The organism is Streptomyces milbemycinicus (assembly GCF_002154605.1).
GTDB lineage: Bacteria > Actinomycetota > Actinomycetes > Streptomycetales > Streptomycetaceae > Streptomyces > Streptomyces milbemycinicus.
Genome location: NZ_MUNE01000950.1, coordinates 1 through 2,825 on the forward strand (window position 1 = coordinate 1; position 2,825 = coordinate 2,825).

Genomic DNA, 2,825 nt, shown 5'->3' on the forward strand with positions numbered 1-2,825 from the left:
GTTCCAGGCGTCGGGGAAGGGGGAGCCGCCGGGGGTGAGGAGGTTCGTCGTCTCGTCGCAGGCCAGGATCGCGATCAGCCACCGCCGTACGGCCCGGTGGAAGTCCGGGGTCAGCGGGGCCGGGGCGAGCAGCCAGTCGCGGCACTGGCCGCTGACGGCGCGCCGGTAGCCGCTCTCGTCGTAGCGGAGCCAGGGCGCCTCGGGGGTGATGGGGTGCAGTCCGTATCCGCGCGCGACCAGCGGGGTCAGGGCGCGGCGCAGGGCGTCGTGGTCGGCGCTGGGCAGCAGTTCGCAGACGATCCAGGGGCGGTGGCGGTCGACGGTGCGCAGCGCGCCCTCCAGCACGGCCGCCTCGAAGGTCTCCACGTCGATCTTGACGAGGTACGGGGCGGCGTCCCGCTCCGCCGTGAAGGCGTCGACGGTGGTGACCGGGACGCGTACCGAGCCGCTGTGTCTGCGGTGCGCGCTGTTCAGCGAGTTCGAGGACTCCGTCTTCTCTGACAGATACAGCTCGGCGGTCCCGGGCGCCGAGGAGACCGCGGACTCCACCACCTCGTAGGACAGCCGGTTGGACGCGCGGATGCGGCGGCAGAGCCCTGCGGTGTCCGGCGTCGGTTCGAACGCGTACGTCCACAGCCTGCCGCGCCCGTAGACCGCGCTGATCAGCGCCGAGTACAGCCCGATATGCGCGCCGATGTCGTACACCGCGCTGCCCGTCGGCGCCCGCTGGGCCAGGGCCAGCAGGGTGGCCTGTGTGGTCGGCTCGTATCCGGCGAGCCCCGCCCGGCGCAACTGCCGCTGCACCGCCGTCTGTTTGCGGCTGAGCACGTTCAGCGCCCGCGGATAGGGGCCCTCGGCGGCGATGACGTCCGGATTCAGCGGGAGGGTGATGGCGAGGGGCATGGCTGACGGGCCTCCTGACGGGCGATGGCCCGCTCCAGCGGGCTGGGGACCGGGAAGTAGGCGTCGAGGAAGGGGCGGAGCAGCGCCAGCTGGTCCGCGAGATCCCGCTCGCACGAGACCGTGTCGTTGAGGCAGAACGCCTGGCGGTGCCGGGACCGCAGCAGCCGGGCCAGCCGGGCCGGGATACCGGGCTGGGCCAGGTCGAAGTAGTCGTAGCGCAGCGGCGCGGGGACGGCCCGGCCGGTCAGGAAGGCGTAGTAGTGGTGGAGCGCGGAGGGCAGCGAGATGTCCGAGACGCTGCGCACCCGGCTGGCCATGGTGGTGCGGTACGGGCCGGGGAACTCGCGCTCGATCTCGGCGAGGACGCTTCTGCGCAGCGCGTGCGGGGTGTGCTTGAGCTTCTGGGTGACCGTCGTCCCGAACCGGCCCTCCAGCAGCGCCCGGTTGTTCTTCCCGGCCGCCGAGACCGGGACGTCGCCGGGGTGGGTGGGGCCGAGCGGGATCAGGGCGCGGGAGAGGAAGAACTTCGTCATGCCGTTGGCCAGGAAGAAGTCCTGGGGGGTCACCGGCGAGCCGAGGAATACATCGTCGTTGAAGTACAGGAAGTGCTCGGCCAGCCCGTCGATGTGGTGCAGCCGGGTCTCGATGGCCTGGGAGTTGAAGGTGGGCAGGGCCCGCGGGTCGTCGAAGATGTCGCGGTGGTCGACGACGGTGATCCCGGGGTGCGCGCCGGCCAGCCACGGCGGCACCTGGTCGTCGGTCACCAGATAGATATGGCGCACCCAGGGGGCGTACATATGCAGGGAGCGCAGGGAGTAGCGCAGCTCGTCCCGGTTGGCGTAGCGGGCCTCGTTGGCCGCCTGCTCGTGGTACGGCCCGGCCGCGTCGTCGCCTTCGGCCGTCCACTCGGCGCGGCGGCTGCGCCACGCTGGGTCGGCGCCGTCGACCCAGGTGTAGACGACGTCGATGGGGAAGCGGACCTCGTCGGGCAGGCGGGTGGTGAACTCGGGGCGGGTACGCAGCAGCGGCCCGGGCTGCCACCCCTCGGCGGGGGCCAGCCGGGTGAACAGATGGCCCGGAGCGTGTACGGCGGTGCAGGCGGCGGGCACGGAAGCGGTTGTGCGGTTGGGCCGGGGCGCGATGAGCAGGTCACCGCCTCCGGCCTGCTCCGCGCCTTCGGCCCCGGCCCCGTCCTCTTCCCTGCCCCGCCGCCAGAACTCGATATCGCAGCCGTGCGCCACACCGAGCACCAAACCCGCGCCGGTGCTTGCGCCGGGGCTCGCGTAGAAGCGGGTGAAGCGGACGACGGGGGCGGTGGACAGCCGCCGCCAGGCCCGGGCGGTCGCCCCGGGCCGCGGCACCGTCCCAGGGCGTTTGCCGCGCCCCGGCAGCGACACATAGCCCGCCTCCTGGGCGCACAGCTCGGTGAGCGCCGCGACCACCCGGGGCCGCTCGTCGGCGGCCACCCCGACGGCCGAGGACACATTGCCGTACGCGCGGACCACGAAGTGGTCGATCCCCGCCTGCTCCAGCGCCTCGCACACCAGCCGCAGATTCTCGGCGCGTGCGTGCAGCGGGGTGGGCGCGGTGGCGACCTGGGCGACCCGCGGCCCGTGCCGGTCGACGACCACGATCCGGTCCGGTTCGGACAGCAGCCCCGCCCGGCGCAGCAGCCGCCGCCCCCACCGCAGCCGCAGCGCGCCGGACGCCGCCGAGAGGCGGCCCAGGCCCCGCATGGCCGACCGGCGCAGCCCGGCGCCGGTCGGCCATGCGGGGCCTGCGCCACCTCCCGGCGGCGTCCCGCGCGCTGCGGCTGCGGCGGGCGCGGCGGCTGCTGCGCCGGGCTGGGCTGCTGTCCGAACCGGACCGGATCGTGGTCGTCGACCCGCACGGGCCGCGGCGCGCCCAGGTCGCCACCGCGC

At 74.2% G+C, this 2,825-nt stretch carries 2 protein-coding genes; both read right to left on the reverse strand.

All coding sequences use genetic code 11. The annotated features are described in order from the left end of the window. A partial coding sequence (locus CCN51_RS49405) for an FkbM family methyltransferase (RefSeq protein WP_086861107.1) occupies positions 1-903 on the reverse strand: 903 nt, incomplete at its 3' end. Next, complete coding sequence (locus CCN51_RS49410) at positions 876-2,639, reverse strand: stealth family protein (RefSeq protein WP_107426305.1); 1,764 nt, start codon at positions 2,637-2,639, stop codon at positions 876-878. The genes CCN51_RS49405 and CCN51_RS49410, both read right to left, overlap by 28 nt. Positions 2,640-2,825 lie beyond the last annotated feature (186 nt).

Bases quoted from the DNA above. Each gene is read 5' to 3' on its own strand.
- CCN51_RS49410 (WP_107426305.1), bottom strand. From the start codon at position 2,639: ATGCGGGGCCTGGGCCGCCTCTCGGCGGCGTCCGGCGCGCTGCGGCTG.